We start from the raw sequence: 20426 nt of genomic DNA, 5'->3' as shown, positions 1-20426 counted from the left end.
GAGAGAATGAGAAAAGGAAGCAAAGACGCAGCATGTGTATTGTGTACCCTCCTGGTGATATCAGAGTCGCTTTTATGGGTCATGTGTGTTCAGGTAGCAGAAACCTTGCAACAGGTTATCTGGACTGATCAAGTCATTGCCATGGTGCAGTATGAGAACATTGAAACAGAGGAGAAAGAATGAGAAGAAAACTAATCAGAGGGACGGCATACGCTTTGTGTGCCGCCCTGGTAATCACATCGGCGGCACCGGCTGGGATAGCGTATGGGTATCATGGAGAGTCCCAGGAAGACCAGGAAAAGCCGGTAAGCCTGGCAACACCTTCTGAGGCCAGCCGGGAAGACGGTACTGATCCGGAGGAGGAAGCTGCTAAAGAGACAGAAACCGATCTGGAACCGGAAGCGGAATTGGAAGAGGAGGTTCCCCAAAAAGCAACACCTTCCGATGCGGAGGAAATGCCAAAAGAACTTCCAACGGCAGCTCCCCCGGCTGCCAAGATGGGTGTAACATCCTTTTCCAGTTCCCTGGGAGATATCTGGGATGCCTGGTCCGGGAAGACAAGCTTTGAATTCTTAAATGGAAGCCAGGGAGAAGGGACAGAGGCGCGCCCCTATGTGATCAAGAACCGGGAGCAGCTTATGGGTCTATCGGAGCTGGCAGCCATGGGCATGACGGTCCCGGAGGCGGAAGGATCGCATTATACCGGGGATTATTCCGGATGTTACTTTGCCCTGGGCGGAAACATTGATTTACAGGGAGTGGACTGGATTCCCATAGGCTTTTATCGGGATTCATCGGAAAGTGCCGGGGAAGTTCCTTACCCCTTTGGCGGATATTTTAACGGAAATGGTTATACCATCAGAAACTTAAAACTCGCTTCCTTTGCCGGTTATAACAACGTGGGACTCTTTGGAGCAGTAGAAGATGCCCAGATCCACGATGTGACCATTATCCCGGACAGCAGTGAGATCCGGGGAAAGGACCGGATCGGAGTGGTGGCCGGGTATGCAAAGGATTCCGATATCCGGAATGTCACTGTAAAAAACGCCTATATCCGTTCTACTGGCATTTCCGGAGGAATTGCAGGAGAGATCAGCGGTACGGTCATTGAAAATGCCATCTGCGAAAAGGTCATGATTGACGCAGCCGGAGGCGTGGATGTCATCTATGCTGGAGGAATCGCCGGGATTGCATCGGATTCCTATATTGTAGACTGCGAGGTTTCCACCGGTGATGGAACTACGGCCAGAATCCAGGGGACCGGCTATATCGGCGGGATCGTAGGCTACCAGAATGCAGCGGATATTTATAATACTCATGTCAGCGGAACCATCGGAGGATACCACTCCAAATCCATTGGCGGCATCACCGGCAGATATGCAGCCGGTAAAATAAAGGTGGCCCGCTTTTCCGGGACCATCGGAAACTCCCAGCTTGGTTCCCTGGCAAGGGAAGGAACCTTTATCGGAACCAGGCAGGGAGCAGCCACAAACTTTAATTATATAGAAGATGTAGCTTATTTATTTGCAGACTCAGAGAGCAAGATCAGCGCCAATGTATGCGGCTCAGAGATCGGTGATGACAACGATTACACTTATGCAGCCCATGTAGGCTACTGGCATACCGGGGACCTGTATTACACCCTGGTGCAGGGAGGGGCCAAGAAGACCATTTCAGACCGGTATTTTTATGAGGAGCTGGAAAGTGGAATCCTGACAATCATGGATCAGGAAAGTGGAGACTATACCTTAGATCATGTTGCCCCCAATTCCCTGGGCCGTCCGGTGAGAGGATATCTGCTGACGGTTAATCAGATCGACACCGTGGCAAACGGCCAGAACTTTTACGATATTGCAGCTTTGGAGGTAAGGGGAAGCTCCCAGTATTCCAAAACTCTTAATAAAGAAGTCCGGGGAGCCATTGCAGCCGGAACAACGGTGAGCATTACCACGGCGCCAAAGAACACGGATACGGAAAAGTATCAGATGGAAGGTTCCCCCTATTATACAAATGGGAAAGGGATAAGAAAAAATACCACTTATTCAGAAGGCAGCCGCTCCTATACCTTTGCCATGCCCCAGGAAGATTTGGCCGTGTCCGCACTTTACAAAAAGGTGGCCGTGTCCATTAAGGTGGAGCCGGAAAGCTATTCCTTTGCCGTAACGCAGACCAGGACCGGGAACCGGAAGAATCCGGTTAAGATCACGGAAATCCGGAATAAGGAAGGAAAGCTCATTGCCCGTTACATCAACGGTGTGCTGGAGCAGGGAACCCAGGTGCAGCCGGTGAATATCGCTGCCATTATAGATGCCAACAATGACGTGGAGGATAACCGGGTAAAATGGAGCATTGACGATCCGGAGCTGATCCATCTTGCCACAAACAGCGATGAGGGGACAGACGGTTATACCGCCCAATCCGCCAGCCTTTCGGTTAATCTTTCTGCTTCCTTCTTTACCAGCATTATTCAGGAAGCAGAACGGGTACAGGCAGAAGGGAATTATCAATATAAGATCCCTAATACAATCTACGGGGCCGGGCATCAAAATGGCGGGATTGCAGTCTTAACAGCGCAGACCAGGCCGGCGGCTTCCTTTGAAGGAAAGCCCTGTACGGCCAACAGCCGGGTAAACGTCACGTTCCAGATCATTGACAATACCCTTGTGGCGACAGAGGGAGCAGCACTTGATAAGCAGGCCCTTACATACACGGTAACAAGGACTTTGACTGGGGACCGGAGGGCTCCGGTGGAAAAGATAACGGTAACAGCCCCTCAGTCCTTGACAGCAACCTTTACCCCGGACTTCTTTTCCAGGGATGAAGTGACCTGGACAAGCTCCGATCCGGCAGTGATTCAGGTGGCTCAGGACAGCCAGGCATACAGGGAAGCCTCCATATCCGCTATGAAAGATTCTCCGTGGATACGTAACATCATGGCTACGGATGACGGAATCCGGGAAAGTGATGCGTATGCAAAGGTTTCCGGAAGCGGGAGCCGGGAAGTGACGGTTACGGTAAACGGAAGGGACAAGCTGGGCAACCAGGCCTCCGCTGTCTGCCAGGTAACGGTAAACTTCATCACCAATGACCAGACAAGAGTGGTGCCGGAGGGAGTCACCCTAAATCAGACCACCCTTTCCTACAGTCTGGGATATGAAAAAGCAGGGGATATCCGGTCTGAGACAGTGAAAAGGACCGGATTTGAAGCAAGGAAGCTGTCAGCAACGGTTTTTCCTGATCTTGACGATGGGGCAGAACATAAGCCTTATGACCGCAGCGTGATATGGACCTCTTCCGATCCCGGAGCAGTTAAAGTGGATCAGGGAGGAAATGTGACGCCGGTTGATGGAGCTCCCTGGATTAAGGAAGCACTTTTAAAGGCTCCATACCGGGCAGAAAAGCGTGTGGAGATCATGGCCACAACAAAGGACGGTCAAAAGGCGGCTTCTTGCTGGGTCACCTTAACCTTCCAGGCGGATTGCATCGAGGCAGACCGGGAAAGCGAGAGCTTTGACATAATTCTGACTAAGACTGGAAGGAGAAATGCACCGGATATTACCTGGAAAGGGCTTGAAGGGAAACGGTTTAATGCATCCATCTATTCTACAAATCAGGATAAAAAGGGTGTTTTATGGCATTCCTCTGATTCCGGAATCCTCACAGTAAATCCGGCTGGGACAGCGGCTCCGGTTGTTTTCAATGAAAAGCAGGAAGTTGTGGCCGGTTGGATTAAGGAGGCCATGGCGAGGTATCCATACAGCGGAGCCCGTACAGTGACCATTTACGCAGCAACAAGTGATGGGAAGCAGTCTGATCCGGTTACGGTAACCATTAATTTTAAAGTCATTGACAACACAACGTCCGGAGGCTCTTCCGGAGGCGGGGGTGGGAAAGGCTCTTCAGGCGGAGGCGGCGGTGGCCGTTCCGTAGGAGTAACGATCACAGGCAACACGCAGGGTGCGGCAGCTCCGGCAGGCGCTGTCACAGGAACCTGGATGCAGACAGCAAATGGGAAATGGATTTTTGCTTCAGACCGGACCTATACCAATGAATGGGCCTATATCAGCAATCCATACGCAGCGGATGGGCAGGAAAAGGCTTCCTGGTTCCGCTTTGATCAGGACGGCTTTATGATGACAGGCTGGCAGACGGACCTGGATGGGAATACCTATTACTTAAAGTCCGCTTCCGATGGAACCCAGGGGCAGATGCTTACCGGATGGCAATACATAGAAGGAGCCTGGTATTTCTTTAATCCAGCTTCAGACGGAACCAGAGGAAAATTGATAACCAATACCGTTACATCAGATGGGTATGTGATAAACGAGAAAGGCCAGTGGATCTCATGAGAAAATACGATAAGGCGCTGTTTTTGATTCATGTGATGGTGATTATATTTGAACTATTGTTTTTCCTTACGCTCATCTTAGGGGAAGGGCAGGGGAAATGGGCGGTAGGTGCAATCGGTTTAAGCGTTGGGATGTTCATCGTATCCTTGATTGTTTTATGGATTCAGAAAGAAGAGCTTAAAGACTCAATGAAGGTAATTGAAAAGTATAATAACGATAAAGCTATCCCCTGCCATAAAACTGGCAGGGGAAGAATGTAAGGCGATACAATTTGAGTTTGCCATTCACCTGAAAATAAACATGTACATTGACAACCGAATATGTTAACCGATAGAATAAAATTTCTGCAATTAATAAGTGAAAATACTAAATGCTATTTATTGATATATATATTGATTAACAAATAACACATAATGCTATATAATGATATTAAGAAATATATATTGAAAGGAGTATTGAGTATGGCACAGGTAAATATAAGGGTTGATGATGACTTGAAGGAAAAAGGAGAAGCATTGTTTAGTTCATTAGGATTGACTTTTTCTTCCGCAGTCAATATATTCCTTAGTCAGGCAGTGCGGGAAGGCGGTCTTCCTTTTGCAGTTACAACCAGAACAGAGAGAGATCCTTTCTATTCAAAAGAAAATCTGGAACGTTTACAGAAATCCATTACTCAGATGGAATCCACTGGCGGTACGGTTCATGAGGTTCCTTTAGATGATTAAGGCATGGTCGGATCAGGCTTGGGAAGAGTTTGAATATTGGACACGGTAGGACAGGAAAACGCTGAAACGTATTTTAGAGTTGATCAAGGATATTGACCGGAATGGATATGAAGGTATTGGCAGACCGGAACGTCTCAGCGGAGATTTATCCGCATATTGGAGCAGGCGGATTGATGATAAAAACTGCATTGTATACCGAATTGATGGTGAGATAATAAAAATTGTCCAATGCGGTACACGCTACCGAGATAAGTAATGGTGATAAAGTTTGTAAAAGAAACAAAAACATGATATAATATGAAACAAGAGAATTCGTCTGCAGGCTGCCATCTCCGAGAGGACGAGGCAGCATAAGCAGATAAAAAAATAACCACCCTGCCGACCAAAGCTGTGGGTGATTATTTTTAAACAGTTATTATTTTAAAGAAACGCCTCTTTGAAGAAAACGCCCCTTTTGTATCCATAGAATAGCATGGATTCATGGAGTTATCAAATCAGAGATTAAAAAAAATAGGTTATAAGGGAGGAAATCAGTATGAAAAAGAAGTTGTTAGGAGCAATTTTATCGGCGGTATTAACCATGGCTATGGCTACACCCGCATTTGCGGAGATTATCTGGACCCCGGATAAGCTTCCGGCAGGGTATACCACAAATGAGTGGGAGAATAAGGACTTTAGTTTCTATTCAGGGAATGCTGTTAAGAGAGATACTTATACCTACTATGTAAAAGATCTGCATGGAAACTTTATGAAAAATGCGGTATTTGCTAATGGTTCTACAACAAATGTTGAAGGAATTGCAATAGATGCAAATGGCCATATGTGTTCTTATGGAACAGAACAGTCACAAATTGAATATTTTAGTAATAAACCATATGAGAAAATGGTATGGAGACAGGATGCCACAAGGGCATTAAATGAAAATGGTATCAGCAATTATTGGTATGGAAATACGGTTGATTTTGAGCATAGCAACTGGAGATGGCTCATGATATCCCCTGATGGTAAACAAGATGGCCTGAAATACGCTTACTGTTTCAATGAGTATGGATTTCTTTACACTAATACCATTACCCCAGATGGATATCAGGTCAATGAACTTGGCCAGCTCATGATTGAGGGAAAGGTAAAGACAAAAGAAGTCAACGATTTTACCCCATGGCATGGGTATTCAAGCTATGCGATAGGTTTTCTTGTTTATGATCCTGTAACCAGCGACCAGCATAAAAATGATAGGCCCAATCCATTTTTTTAAGGCAATTTCATAACGAATAAATAAATTTTAAAGACTATCGGTTCTTACATGATCGGTAGTCTTTTTTTGTTACAAATAGAGGAAGAGAGAATGAAAAAACAGTTACAAAGGCTTGATATTAAAAGAAAAATAGCGGGGTTTATGGCCTTGATCCTTGCGGTAATGGCATTTTTGCCTTATTTTCCGGAGAGTATGATATCCTTTGCAGATTACGCACAGATTATTGAGCCATCCTCCTGGATTACATGGGATTCCAGCCAATACGGGGCTGAAGCAAGTAGCAAAAGCTATACTCCTACAGGGTTAATGTATGAAACTAAGGATTTTTATTTGGGGGCGCCTGTAGCGGATGGGAATTTCCCGGCAGGGGCCAAACAATACCTGGTAGAAAATAAACAGCATAGTGACGGCACCTTTAGGGAGTTTGATAAAAATTTCATTTACTGTGTGGCAATGCATACAGAAAGTTCCAGGATTGGACTTGGAAGCCAGGCGTTCCTGCAACGGTATTGGAGTGCAAGAAACAATAACATGCCAAGTGAATTTCCAGCAGGTGATAATGCAAAAAATATTACATTAAAGAGATTTAACTTTCTCATAAATGTTTATGCCAGTCATTTAGGGAGCAATGATAGCGTAGTTGCATGTAATGATGCCAATGCTGGGACCGCCAAATATATTGTAGCAGCCGTCATCAACTGGATTGCTGCCAATAACTGTGAATTTACCACTGATTGGCAAACAGACTTAAATATATTTCGTCAAAGTGCGGATTACAGATCTGTTTTAAAGCAGATGAATCCTAATGCTGTAGGAGATCGCTCTGTTTATAATCAGCTTACGAGTACACAAATACCTTCTGAGTATGCGGCAAGAGGGTGTAAGAACTGGGCTGAGTGGATGTTGGGAAATGTGTGGGATGCAGCTACGATCACAAGCGAATTTGTAGAGTACAATGGAGAAACCGTTTACTTTGCCAAAATGGATCATTCTACAGATGCTTATACAATTACGATTCCTTATCCGAATAACGTTGTGAAAGGCTACTATCAGCGCCTTTCTGCAAAGGATCTTTATGGTGATTGGACCTACACCGGGCCAACGGAGGCTGGACTTGTGTTCACTTCCTTATCCGGTGAGGTGCCATCTGACGGACAGGGAATTGGAACTCTTTACTGGGCAAATCAAAGCCAACTGGGTGCAGTTTTGGCAAAGGATATCGGTTCTGCCCAGCTTGCAACTTTCAAGTTTTATACAAAAAGACCTAATAGTAATAGCGAATATGCTTTTGACACTTCCCAAACTTACTTTGCAGCTAAGATGGATAAGGATTTAGAGGTTCATGTCCGTGTTGGCTCAGGAAGAACCGGAAAGGTCCAGCGTTTTAAACATACAGAAGGCTTTGGATCCAGTTATAACGTTGGCCTTATTAAATACGATTCCGAAACAGGAAAGCCCCTGGCTGGTTCCCGCTGGGATATCCTGGAGGCGTTTGACGATTCCCAGCTTGACAGCACCGATCTGGACTTAGATGGTCCTGGAGGATATTCCTCCAATGCAGGCTCTTTAACCGGGGCTTCCTGGGAGGAGGATGCAGGAAGTGATGAGGATAGGATATCCACCAATTACAGCGGAGACATGGGCTTAAATGATTCAGAAGCAAATCTCTATAACCAGGCCAATTCCTCCGGCTCCCAGTTTAAGCGCTGGTCTGATCCGGAAAGAGATCCCTGTAATGCCGATGATCATATCACTGCTTCCGATGGAACCCTTCATTACGTTGATTCTCAGGGAAAAATCCACAGCAAGACTGCCCATTCCGATGCCAGAAGCTATCTCTATCAAAAGGGCTATTGCAGCGGGCACCCGGCTCCAGAGGTGGAGTATGAGGAAGTTCCGGAGCCGGTGTATGATGAACTGACCGGAGAACAGACCAATGCCGATGATATCGAGGCGGTGGAGGAATACAACCAGGAGCTTCATGACAGTGCATGGGAAGAGTGGCTTTCCGGAGTAGAAGAGTGTGAGAGGCTGATTGAAGAGGGCGGTTTTTTCCATGCCATTGATTTAAGCGGACAGTCACAGCGGGAAGCCTTAGAAGCGGACCGGGACCGGTTTTATGAAGACTTCATTTCCTTGACCTATGAATATTCTGCTAAGGAAACCATACCGGCTCCTGGCTATTCTCTCCATGGAAGCCATCCTGATGATATTCCCATGGAATGGCGCACCGTGACATCCAGTGAATATAAAGATTACCGGGCTCATGGCCTTGGCCGTATGGCTGGTGGCTTTGGTGCTGAAATAGATTTGGAACGGGAAGAACCGGCGGCAGAACGTCCGGAGCCGGAGGAAGCAATAGAAGAGCCAGAAGCCGTGATGTTTACCAGCTTTGGAGTTTCTAATAATGTAGAAGGTTTTGAGGCTGTACTGGAAGCTGATCCGGAAGGTGATGCAGAAGAAACCGAATCTGGTGTAGAAGAAACTGAAGCAGAGACAGAAAGCGGGGCCGAACTGGAAGAGGAGGAAGAAATAATCCCGGAAGAATCCAAAGCTCCAGAAGCAGAAACAGTGGAAGAAACGCTGATGGAAGAAGCGGATCAGGAAGCTATGAAGGAACCGGCTGAAGGAGCAGAGGAAGAGCCGGAAACTGTCCATACAAAAGAATCCCAAAAAGAAACGCTGGAATCCAGGGCAGAAAGGGAGGGAACACCTTCCGATGCGGTCAAAGACAGCATAAAAACGGCTACAGACTCTGAAGCAGAGGGAGTCCGTGGAGGAATTACTTTCACAGGACTGTTAGAGTCTCTTATTTCGGGATTCCGGTTTGCAGCAAATAGACTGATCTCGTTCTTTGGATTTGGGGATGATGATGATTATGAATCTGGAGGCTCCTTGGACTCCCTTCCGGAATCCACGGAAATGAGCCGTTTAGACCCCTTAAGTTCTTCCGCGACTGACTGGACCTTTATCGTCTATGATCACCGGATGGAAGGGGAGATCCACTTTAATAAGAAAGACATGGCTCTAAAGGCTGGGGAGGCCGGAAATTATGGAGCTTATGGCGATTCCCAGGGGGATGGGACTTTAGAAGGGGCTGTTTACGGTCTGTTTGCAGCAACGAATATTCCCCATCCGGACGGACATTCCGGAGTCCTCTTTCAAAAAGACAACCTGGTTTCCGTGGCAGCTACGGACCGGAACGGAGATGGCAGCTTCTTAGCCATTACCCAGGCTCCCGGTTACACCTTTAACTACCAGACCGGAATAATCGAGAAAACACCTAACGGCTGGGCCAATCAGGCCCCAACAAACCTTTATACCTCCATGGGAAAGGCCATAGGAAAAGAACGGGATGCGGAACGCTTTACCGGCCACACAAACCGTGGAAACAGCATTTCTATCACAGACAGCCGCAATGAAACCGCCTCCGGCTATGAAAAACTTTCCTCTAACCAGGGAAGAGATGGGACCGGGGCGGGAAGCCATTCCTATCCCATTGAAAACAACGAAGCCTTAAACGGAAACACCTGGATTGGACGGCCACTGATCGTCAATGGGGACGGAACCCAGTATTACATTAAGGAGCTGACCCGGTCTGAAGGCTATGAGCTTTCGGTTTATGGAAAAAACGCAGCCATAAGCAACCGGGAGGCATTTAAGGCCGGTGGAAATCCATCAGCAGAAGGAAGTGCCTCTGCTGGAATAATAGAAACAGATTGGATCAAGAAAGCCAATACCTTTACTGTAACAAGCAGCGGAACCGTCAACGGATACCGGATTTATGCGAAGGACATACCGGAGGGAGCTTCATTTTTCATCATCAAAAGTGAGGTGGTGGAAGATCCAGACGGGACTCATACGGAGCACGTGACCAGAGAGGAAACCGCCCTAGCAGGAGAGGAAGGGGTGCGGGTGATCATTGGTGGATTGCCAGTGCCAGCAAAGGTTGGAGACATTATTTCCCTGCCAAACGGAGAGAATGCTGCTGTCAATAAAGTATCATCTTCGGGGTATGATTACACCGCCATCCGGCCAGATAACGGCCTCCGCTATGCCATCCCGACCTTTCAGGATAAGGAAGTTTCCGGGGACTTAACAGAGGATGCCAATGCAGCACTGATGAAGGCTTCTTTTAAAGAGCCGGATGTGGGTGCTCCCTGGATGCAGATACCCCTTACAGGAACCACCTTTGCAGAACAGGCAGCCAGCCTTTATGAAGGAATGGAAGCCGCCGGGCTTTCCATCTTTAACTGCTTAAGGGTACAGGAGATCACGGGTGGGAAAGCTATCATCCGCTATTCCTACCGGGTAGGAAGCCTGGTGTCCGCAGGTGTTTATGATGAAGCAGCCAGGATTCTTTATGTAAAAAGAGACATGGAGTACGATCTAAACGGAACTACTGTGAACGGTTATCTCTATGCAGCCTATACCCAGGACCAACTTGAAGAGTATAAGGAAAACGGAACCGGCTTTGTAACATATGCAAAGGTAAAAGTCGGGGAGCTGGCAAAGAAAACAGCGATTTATCCGGAGGATTTATCTGCCATTGCCGTGATAGAAAGCCCGGAGCGCACCTACTGGATATACAGCCTGGGTGAACCGCTTAGAAACAATGACGGCAGCGTAAAGAAAATCATGGTGGAAGGAGAAATCCAGGTCGCACCAGGCTATGAATTAAAAGATGTGGACGTGCCAGTGACCGCCGTTTATGACGGAAAAGGCTATACCATTGACATGGAAGGAGAGGAAGGGACCTCTTCTGTAGACTTTAAAATCACTTACCGGGATGACTTTGTAGGAGGAACTTATACCACTCCAGAGGAATATGCCGGAAGTTATGGGAATATCTCTGTATTCCCCAACATGGCAGGAGCAGGAACTTATATTGAACCGGTGACCCTCCATTATAACCGGAATCAAACCTATACAGACGGTGGGACTCGTGTAAATAAGATTTCCGTAGTAGAACGTCCCATCATGCAAAAAGCTAAGATCACAAAGGATATTTCCTTAAATGAGAATGGAACCTATGAGAACAATACCTATGCAGGGACCGGGCATGAGGATCGCTATACTCAGAACGGGGGAGGAGCGGAGGACAATGCCAAATACCTAAAAAACTTCCGCTTTAAAGTTTACTTAAAATCCAACTTAGAACGGCTCTACCGGGGAGAGAACGGGGCTGTAAGCTGGCAGGATCGGAATGGAAATCTGGTGGATATCCAGGCATACCGGGCTGCGTATCCGGAAAAGGTCCAAAAGATATTTACCAGGGTAGACTACCAGGCCAGCCCTTTGGCCAGAAACTCCAATCAGGCGGCCATTGCCAATGAGTCCCTTTATGGCTATACCAATGGCCTGATCAATGCCGGTCAGAACCCCGGCTATACGGCAGTCCTGGAAAAATCGGCACAAAAAGTGAAAGATGAATCCGGAAATGACCGGGAGATCCTGGGCTACAATTATGAAAAGTTCTTTGATGCCATCAAAGTGGCCAACAACGATAAATGGGACCGGGCCGATAATCAAAGCTCCTCTTTTAAACCCTTTGCTTTTATCAAGGGACTTCTGTTTGGGAGGAATGGGGGAGAAAAGGAATATCCTGCTGTACATAATAACCTACAGATTGAAAACAGCGTGAATACATCGGCTGCAGCTAAAGATAATGCTCTCCGCTCCGATCATGTCCGTCAGTTTGCAATCACCTGGTACTTGAATGATGAAGTGAAAAATCTGGTGAGAAATAACCAGGCCGACGAGACAGAAAGTGCTTCAGGAGGAGAAGTTTATCCGGATGAAATTTATGACAAGGCTCTTTCAGAAGCGATTAAAAAGGCAGAAAACTACTTAAAACCGTTCTTCAGTTATGATTTTGATGAGATATATGCTATTGCCTGGGACAGTGAGGCAGACGGTGGAAAGGATCAGGATACAACCACCTTAAGTGCCGATCAGGAAGATTCAGGGGCGGGTTATACCTACGGGATATCGGAATACCTTCCCTATGGAACCTATGTGGCGGTAGAACAGCAGCCATTTAATAAAAACTTGGGGGATCTCTATAACAAGCATTATAAAACCGATGCTCCAAAGGAGATTGAGCTTCCATCCGTTTATGAAGGAGGAAAAGCAGGAGCAGACAAGACCCCGGAAGAGCTGGCCGGTTATTACCGTTACAGCGCAGCCAATACCGTTGCCCAGCTTTCAGCAAAGTATCATATCCGGTTTAACGAGGAGTGGCCGGGAGAAGGCGGGGATGATTTAAGGAAGTACGTGATCCGGGCGCACAGCCGTTTAGGTAACTATGAGATTTATCCTTATGGCTTAGACCTTGATAAGCTTTCCGGGACAGTTCCTGGTGATTCGTCTGGCCGTGGACACTTTACCATTACCCAGGGAGCAACTGACCCGGTAAAGGACTATTACAATACCTTGGTCGACCCGGTAGAAGCCGGAGGAAATCCAGGCAGCCATTACCTGGCTGACGATGGAAATGCCGGTAAAAGGACCGCCAATGGCTCCACCTATGAAACCAATGGGGTGGAGAAGATATACCGGTACGGCTCTGTTTCTGAAGACAAACAGACCTATAACAACGTTTCCTTTCCCTCCGGAGCCGGTGAGGTTTACCGGGATGGCGTGGCAGCCATGGAAGGAATGCAGACGGCCTATGACGGGAAATACGCTCCCATGCTGGTGCCTTGGACGGTGACGGAGCCAGCAAGTGAAGCAGCGGATACCATACAAAACGGGGATGGGACATCAAGCTATAAAGGCTACACTTACCGCAAGTACCGGAACACCTTTTATACCAGCCACTTAAGAATTGAAAAACTGGATTCCGAGACAGGAGAAAATATCCTTCATGACGGAGCCTTGTTTGCCCTTTATGCAGCCTCCAGGGAAGATGGAGAAAATACCGATGGCCTGGTGAAGTTTTATGAAGCGGATACCTGGATCGAGGGCTCCAGGGAATTTTTAGAAGCCATGGGAGCCAGAAGTATCACCCAGGCCGGAGAAATCATTAGCGGAGTTGTCCCGGAGGGAACGCCTGTCTGCAAAGAATCAGAGCAGGTCATCCTTATGGATCAGGAAGGAAGAAGAACAGGGCAGTTTGAGGCGTTTACAACGGCCAGGGACAACCTGCAGGCCAGAGAGGAGGCGTTAGCCAATACTTCCGATCAGGATCAGAACACGGGATATTTGATCACTCCCCAGCCTCTTGGAGCTGGGACCTACGTCCTTGTTGAGATCAAACCGCCAGCCGGGTATGTGAGAACAAAGCCGGTGGCTATTGAAATTTATTCGGATCAGATATCCTACTATCTGGAGGGGAGCCGGGACCACCGGGTGGCAGCAGCCATTTATGAAGATCAGGAGGGACCAGGCCCCCAGGGAGTTACTGATACGGCCAGGATCTACATAGGAAATACCCCGGTTCGGTTAGAGGTATCAAAGATTAAAGATTCGAACAGTACCGTTACCTACCGGACCGATACCAGGCTGACGGGAGCGGAGCTGGAGTTAAAACAAAGTTATGGTGCTGACAACCTGGAATTCGCCTATAAAAACGGAACCTACTTAGGTTATGCCTGGTACAAAGGAACTCTTGAATGTTTAGAGTCCAGGAAGAAAGCCGGAGAAGATGCAGAGCCAGTCTACATAGACGGCGTATTTGCCGGTTACGGCCTGGTATCCAGACCGCTTGATACGGCTGATGATCAAAACCGCTACGTGTCCGGGGCGCAGATGGCGCTTTACGATGCCATAGAGATTAAGGAAAACGGCGACAGCGGGGATTACAGTTATGACGGCGTGGAAGTGGTCAGGGATCGGAATAACAATGTCCAGTCCATCAAAGTATTAAAGGGCCACGCTGGAAATACCGTGGAATTTATCCGCAAGGAAGATCCAGAAGGAAGCTTAAAGGGAGAAGCTGGGGACGGGACCTGGACCTATGAAACCATAGACCGGGAAGATACGGATATCCTGTTTTACTCCCTTGGAGGGCTGAAGGTGACGGAAACCGGAATCGATGGGAAGCTGTATGGCTATGACCGGAATGGGAACAAGGTACAGGTGAAAGATCAGGAGTCCATCTATGTACTGAGAGCCGGGCAGCCTGTCTTTGAGTTGACCGGAGGGGATTTGACAGCATCAAGATATTTGGCCGGGGATAAAATATTTTCCCTAAGTTCTGGAACCATCATGTATCACTTGGACAGCAATGGAAACCGGGATGCATATGTCAATCCAACCACCGGTATGGCCTATGCCAAAGAAGGAGAAAAACTCCTGGTGTGGTCTGTAAAGGTTTCCAAGACAGAAACCGGGGCGGTCATTGCCAGGGAAAAGATCAGAACTTCCCGGATTGCTTCCATAAATGCAGACAAGGATCAGGAATACATGACGGGGACCTATGATGGAAACAGCCTGGCTAAACGGTTGAATCCCGTTCTTGACCACCACGGCCTCCCGGAGTATTACCAGAGATCCGCTGAAACCTATAAAAAAGGAACACCGATCTATGACATTGACGGAGATTACGTCCGTTACAAATACGATGATCTTCTTCCAGCCTATAATGAGGCAGCATACCGGATCAATGATCAGACCGGTATGCAAGATGTTGGAGCAGAAGAGAACTTGACAGACGATCCAAAGCTTTACCACCGCCAGGGAGAGTCCTGGATCATGGAAAATACCTGGATCACCGGGGAGGCCTATCCAAATGACCCATTTCAGGCAGATATGACCGTGGGACAGGCAGATATGCTAAAACGGGTGATCCCAGGGACCTACATCATGGAGGAGGTCAAACCTCCAGCCGGTTATGCCAAGGGCTTCCCGGAGGGTGTCACCGTTTCCGAAACCAGGGAAGTACAGCGGACCGGCATGGAAGATAAAAAGATCAAGGCAGAGATTGTAAAGACCGATGCGCCGGACCGGTACAAACTTAATGTGATCAGTGATTACCAGGAGGGTCTTACGGTTACGGAGCCAAAGGGAGCCTATAGCTACAGTCAGGTTTCCGGGGCTTATGTGGCTCTATATAAAGCAAAAAGAGTCTACACCACTGACAGCGAAACTTATCCCAAGGGGTATTATCTGGTAAAAACAGAAACGACCCCGGCAGAATGGACCGTGGAGAATACGGCTGATAATGCACCGATAAGAGTAACGGCTGACTGGATCACGGACGGAACCCCGAAATATTTTGAGGGAATCCCGGCTGGAGATTATATCATGGAAGAAAAGGAGGCTCCCGGCGGCTATATCCGCAGCTCCATGGAAGTTACTATCCGGGCAACTGGAGAAGTACAGACCATCAACCTGAAAAATGACCATACGAAGCTGGAGATCTATAAGTATTACGAGGACAGCGCCGGAAACAAGATTCAGCTCCCAAACAGCCACCGGGCCGGTCTGGCACTTTATGAGGCAAGAACAGACAGCAACGGGAACATCATGATGGAAGATGGAAAGCCGGCTTATGAGGAACAAAAGAAGGTGGCAGCCTGGACTACCGATGATCTATCGGAGTATACAGAAAGGACCTTGAAAAGTAACGGCTTTTGGGACCGTTTAAAGGATTTCTTTGGATTTGCAGAGAATCAGTCCAGCTTTATCATGGACTTTGAGGCAGCCTACCGGGAGAAAGGGGACTTGCTTACCTCCCTTACCTGGTACACAAAAAACGGAGAGAGGACAGCGCAGCGCATGGAAAGTCTCCGGACCACAAATGGAGAAGGAGTTACCCAGATCTGGAACACCAATTCCGGAAAGACGATCCGGATCACCATTTACCGGAACGTAACAAACGGCTCTCTGGATACCGATGGCAAGCTGCCCTTGATCTTTGAGTACCAGTTCAACTATGAGGAATCAGGAGGAATCAAAAGCTATGATACGTTAGAGGGCTTGCATCGGATTGATTACCTACCGCTCAATGCAGAAAAAGACGGAAAACGGATAGGGAATTACGTTCTGGTGGAAGAGGCGGTCCCCCATGGGTTTGAAACACCAGATCCCAAGGCCATTGTCCTGAAAGAAACCGGAGATGTGCAGAGAATCAGCTTTAAAAATGAGGAAAAGTATATCAACATCTTAAAGGTAGTCTCAGACGGAGTCAGGGAATATGCGGCAGAAGGAGCAGAGCTGGCCCTTTACCGGGCCGATGAATCCGGAAACCTTGTGGAAGATGAAAGCCACATGGTAGAGCGCTGGATATCCGGGTCAGACGGAAGATATACAGCGCAGGACCGGTTTAACGGGGACATCCCGGAAGGATTATCGGTAGGGGATTTAAAGCCTCACAGGATTGATAAGATCCCTTATGGCACTTATTACGTGGTAGAGATTACACCACCAGACTACATGCAAAAAATCACACCGGTGAAGATTGTTGTGGGAGCAGAAAAGGTTCCCGTTTACCGGATTGTAAACCTTCCTACGGTTGGCAGGCTGGAGATCATAAAGAGAGCTTCCGATACCGGGGAGGGGCTGGAACATGCGAGATTTAAAGTAGTTAATTGGGATACTGGAGCCGTTTGGTATATGACAACCGGAGCGGAAGGGAGAGCGGAGCTTGCAGGGCTGCCGGTGGGTCAGGTTCAGACAAATGGAACCATAAAACCGCACACTTATATCATTGAAGAAATATCCCCGCCGGATTTATACCAGATCGGCGGAGGAAAGAGTAAGTTCCAATTTAACGGAGAAGCAGGCTCCAATGAGGTACTTCACACGCATGAGGTATGGAATGATCCTACGAAGATTCAGTTTAAGAAAACAAACTTTGATACAGGAATGGCCGTGGAGGGGGCAGAAATAGCCGTATATGAAGCGGTAGCCGTTGACGGAGAGTATCAAAAGCAGGGGGAGGCCATTGAAGAGGCAGTTTCCGGCCCCAACGGTTTTACCCTGACCAAGAAACTGTCCGCCAATAGGGTCTATATCATGGAGGAATTAAAGGCCCCGGCTGGCTATGCTCTTTCAGAGCCGGTGATATTTACCGTAAATCAGTCAGGAACCGGTATCCGGAATGTTTCAAACAGCTTTAGCATCTTAAAGCTGGCAAGTGAAAACGGCACAATCGAAGCACTTACCGTGACCGGAAGGGTTCCTGTCAAGGTCTATATCGTGTTACGGGATCTGGATACCGGCACAGAACTTCCTCCGCTCATCGGATCAGGAAGCAGACAGAGAGTAACCGCAGAGGACGGTATCATAGACGGCCACTTGTATGAGATTGCGGAGTACACCAGATATTCCGATGGCAGAACAGAAACATCCCGAAAAGAAACAAAGCGGATATATCTTGATGAAACTGGGTCTTATGAAATTCCTTCCAGGACCTATTTGGAAACCAGGCAGGAGTTGACGGACGATGTTGGAAATACCCTTGCAAGCTGGACAGTTAATGAAGTAACCCATGATTATACCATTCAAAACCCAGTGACAAGGGAAATCCCCATTGCAAAAGTAACAAGCAGCGCAGGGGAAGAGGATCATGCTGTCAAGAAAGGCAGCGTCATAAAGTATACCATTACCTATCATAATCCTTACAGCCATCCGACAGATATCCGGATCAAGGCTGTCCTTGAAGACGGGCTGGAATATTTACGGTCCACGGACTACGGCAGAGAATTAAATGGAACGATCCTCTGGAGCCTAACCGATGTAGCAGCGCATGAAAGTGGTACCGTTGATGTAGTGGCCGTTGCAGAGGGTGATGAGGGAGGGCAGACCAAGGCTTATTTTGAGACAAGGGTGGAAGCCGTTACCAAACAGACCACGCTGACAAATCCTATTGTCCCGGACGGTTCCTTTACCATCATAAATAAACTGACTGGAACCGGAAAGAATCAGGCAGATGAATTTACCTACCAGGTGAGATTTACAGACCAGACTGGAAATACCATAACTGGATACCAGGCTTACAGCGGATCAAAAGCAGGGCGGATTAAGGGCGAGGGAAGCATAACCCTGGCTGGTGACGGATTTATTATCTTTACCGGTCTGCCCTATGGAACCGTCTATGAGATCCTTCAGGAGTCAGGAGCTGGCTATGAGTCAGAGGAAGGTACAATAACTGGGGAAATCGCAAGAACGCCCCAGAGTGCAGTGTTTAAAAACAACTTAAACGATGAAACAATCCGGGAAATTTTAACAGCAGGAGGAAACTACCGGCTGACAGAAACCACAGCTTACAGTGATGGGGGAAGCCTGATAAGTGGAATCTACCGTTTCAGCGTCAATGCTTCCGGAACGGTTGACAACGTTGATATGGAGGACCGGCCAATCAGCCTATATTTCTCGAAAGTTGATAAGGACACGGTCACGGAGCTTGCAGGCGGGAATTACCGACTGATTGATGCAGAGACAGAAGACGTTATTTATGAATTTACCAAGGAAGGAGAGGAGGTACTTATTCCAGCCAAGCTGATCACCCCAGGGAAGGAATACATTATCCGGGAAGACCAGTCCCCGGCTGGCTATTCCTATGAACAGGATATCCGCTTTACTTTGGAAGATAGCGGGATACGATCAGTCATCGTCATGCAGGATGAAAAAACAAAAGTGGAGATTTTAAAGGTAGATGCAGAAACTGGAGAAATCTTAAAAGGTGGCCGTTTCCAAGTACGGGATAAGGATTCAGGGGACATGATTAAAGAATTTACCCCAGATGGAAAGCATGTGGTTTTAACCGGACTTTTGGTTGCTGGAAGAACCTATGAACTCGTAGAAGAAGAGCCACCGGCTGGATATGCCTATCATGATCCGATCACCTTTACTGTACCGGAAGAACCTGGAACAGTTACCGTTACCATGGAAGATAAAAAGACAGAAGTCGAAATCAGGAAGCTGGCCGGTTCTCCGATTGGAACCCCATCAGAAGCGGAACGTCAGTTAACGGGGAGTACGCTTCAGATATTAAATGAAGATAAGACCCCGGCAAAGGCTTTGTGTGATGGAAATGGCTTAAAAGCTGGAGAGGACTTAATTTTCACAACAGGAAGCCAATTTGAAACTCTGAAAGGCCAGTTAGTTGCCGGAAAGAATTACTGGCTTCATGAGATCCATCCGGCAGATGGCTACGCCTATGCAGAAGATATTCCTTTTTCGGTCAGCAAAAATGGTGATAGGGATATGGTGATTATGATAGACGAGCCAACCCACGTCATTTTGTCAAAAAAGGCAATGACAGGTCAGGATGAACTTCCTGGAAACCGAATGAGTATAAAAGATAGGTCAGGAAAGATAATGGAGAAATGGGCATCCTCTGATCAGCCTCGTCAAATCCGAGCAAAGCTGAAAGCCGGTGAAACCTATTACTTTTGTGAAGAAAGGCCAAGGGCTGGATATGCTTATTCTGATTTAGTTCCATTTTCGGTAAGTAAAAATGGAACTATTGATATGGTTGAGATGAGAAATGATATCACAAAGGTGAGGATTCACAAGGTGGATTCAGAAGGAAATCCAGTAAAGGGTGCCATACTCAGAGTTTTGGATAAATGGGGAAATGTGGTTATACAGAATTTTGAAACAAATGGTGAAGCTGTTGACATAACTGGGGTTTTAGAGGCTGGAAAAAGCTATTTTTTAAAAGAAGTAAAAGCTCCAAAAGGATATCTTCTTGCTGCTGATGTAAAATTTACCGTTCTAAAAGATGCTGGAATTTTAGATGTGGTTATGACGGATTTAGAGGAACCTGATTTGGAGAAGCCGGAGCCAGCACCTAAGCCAAAACCAGAAATTCATACTCCAGAGGAATCCCAAAAGGAAGGCATCATAACGGTCCGTTACAGCAAATCTCCCCTTAATCCTGCGTGGCTGGAAATGGCTTATGGAAAGCTGACAGGAAGGCGGGGAGAGAAAACTGGAGATACGGCTCCCGTAGGTTTCTGGATATCCGGAATGGCTATTTGCTTTTTAGGATTCCTTTTAACCATGCGGGTGAACAGAAAAAAGGGGAATAAGTGAAAATGCTATAAAGCAGAAAGGAGAGGCACAAAGAAAAAGAGCTACATAAAGTAGAAGAACAGCATAAATCGAAGCGCTACATAAAGCGGAAGAGCTACATAAAGCAGA

At 47.3% G+C, this 20426-nt stretch carries 7 protein-coding genes; all 7 read left to right on the top strand.

The window, feature by feature from the left end; translation table 11 throughout:
• The first annotated feature begins 6 nt into the window (after nucleotides 1–6).
• The 7 genes from QM657_RS04485 (at nucleotide 7) to QM657_RS04455 (ending at nucleotide 20318) form a co-directional block, all read left to right on the top strand.
• Nucleotides 7–183 carry a hypothetical protein gene (locus QM657_RS04485; protein WP_415065350.1) on the top strand — a complete coding sequence of 59 codons (177 nt, stop codon included), beginning with the start codon at nucleotides 7–9 and terminating at the stop codon, nucleotides 181–183.
• Nucleotides 180–4349 carry an N-acetylmuramoyl-L-alanine amidase family protein gene (locus QM657_RS04480; RefSeq protein WP_415065349.1) on the top strand — a complete coding sequence of 1390 codons (4170 nt, stop codon included), beginning with the start codon at nucleotides 180–182 and terminating at the stop codon, nucleotides 4347–4349. The genes QM657_RS04485 and QM657_RS04480 overlap by 4 nt, the downstream gene beginning before the upstream one ends.
• Nucleotides 4346–4609: a hypothetical protein gene (locus QM657_RS04475; RefSeq protein WP_415065348.1), complete on the top strand. Its 264-nt coding sequence runs from the start codon at nucleotides 4346–4348 to the stop codon at nucleotides 4607–4609. Before QM657_RS04480 ends, QM657_RS04475 begins: the two co-directional genes overlap by 4 nt.
• 201 nt (nucleotides 4610–4810) lie before the next feature.
• A complete protein-coding gene (locus QM657_RS04470) occupies nucleotides 4811–5074 on the top strand; it encodes a type II toxin-antitoxin system RelB/DinJ family antitoxin (protein ID WP_415065347.1) in 264 nt (87 codons plus the stop codon).
• Nucleotides 5075–5135: 61 nt separating this feature from the next.
• On the top strand, nucleotides 5136–5330 hold the full coding sequence (locus QM657_RS04465; protein ID WP_415065438.1) for a Txe/YoeB family addiction module toxin: 195 nt from the start codon (nucleotides 5136–5138) through the stop codon (nucleotides 5328–5330).
• Between the two features lie 279 nt (nucleotides 5331–5609).
• Complete coding sequence (locus QM657_RS04460; protein WP_415065346.1) at nucleotides 5610–6329, top strand: hypothetical protein; 720 nt, start codon at nucleotides 5610–5612, stop codon at nucleotides 6327–6329.
• A gap of 90 nt (nucleotides 6330–6419) precedes the next feature.
• Complete coding sequence (locus QM657_RS04455; RefSeq protein ID WP_415065345.1) at nucleotides 6420–20318, top strand: SpaA isopeptide-forming pilin-related protein; 13899 nt, start codon at nucleotides 6420–6422, stop codon at nucleotides 20316–20318.
• The last annotated feature ends 108 nt before the right edge of the window (nucleotides 20319–20426 follow it).

Origin of the sequence: Lacrimispora sp. (genome assembly GCF_047605665.1) — a bacterium.
GTDB lineage: Bacteria > Bacillota > Clostridia > Lachnospirales > Lachnospiraceae > Lacrimispora.
The sequence above is the reverse complement of the archived record's forward strand: the minus strand, read 5'-3'. Positions and strand labels throughout refer to the sequence as shown.